Source organism: Mesorhizobium sp. M1A.T.Ca.IN.004.03.1.1, from assembly GCF_003997555.1.
In the GTDB taxonomy this organism is placed as follows: domain Bacteria; phylum Pseudomonadota; class Alphaproteobacteria; order Rhizobiales; family Rhizobiaceae; genus Mesorhizobium.
On record NZ_RZTV01000474.1, the window covers coordinates 1 to 264 of the forward strand.

The 264-nt window shown below is 63.6% G+C and carries 1 protein-coding gene; it reads left to right on the forward strand.

Going from position 1 to position 264, the window contains the following annotated elements; all coding sequences use genetic code 11:
- A partial coding sequence (locus EOD29_RS32495) for a GGDEF domain-containing protein (RefSeq protein WP_164763979.1) occupies positions 1-264 on the forward strand: 264 nt, incomplete at both ends.

Sequence of the window (264 nt, forward strand, 5' to 3'; positions counted from 1 at the left end):
GCGCTCACGATCGCCTCTCGCTGTCCGTCATGACGGATGTGACCGAGCTCAAGGCTTCGGAGGACCGCAACCATCGCCAGGCAATCACCGACCATCTGACCGGGCTCCTCAACCGCCAGGGCTTCGAGGCGGTGCTCGACAACAAAATCGCTGCCGCAGACGCCGCCGGCCAGGAACTCGCCTGCCTCTTCGTCGATCTCGACCGCTTCAAGTGGATCAACGACAATATGGGGCACGCTGCCGGCGACACGGCGCTGATCGAAC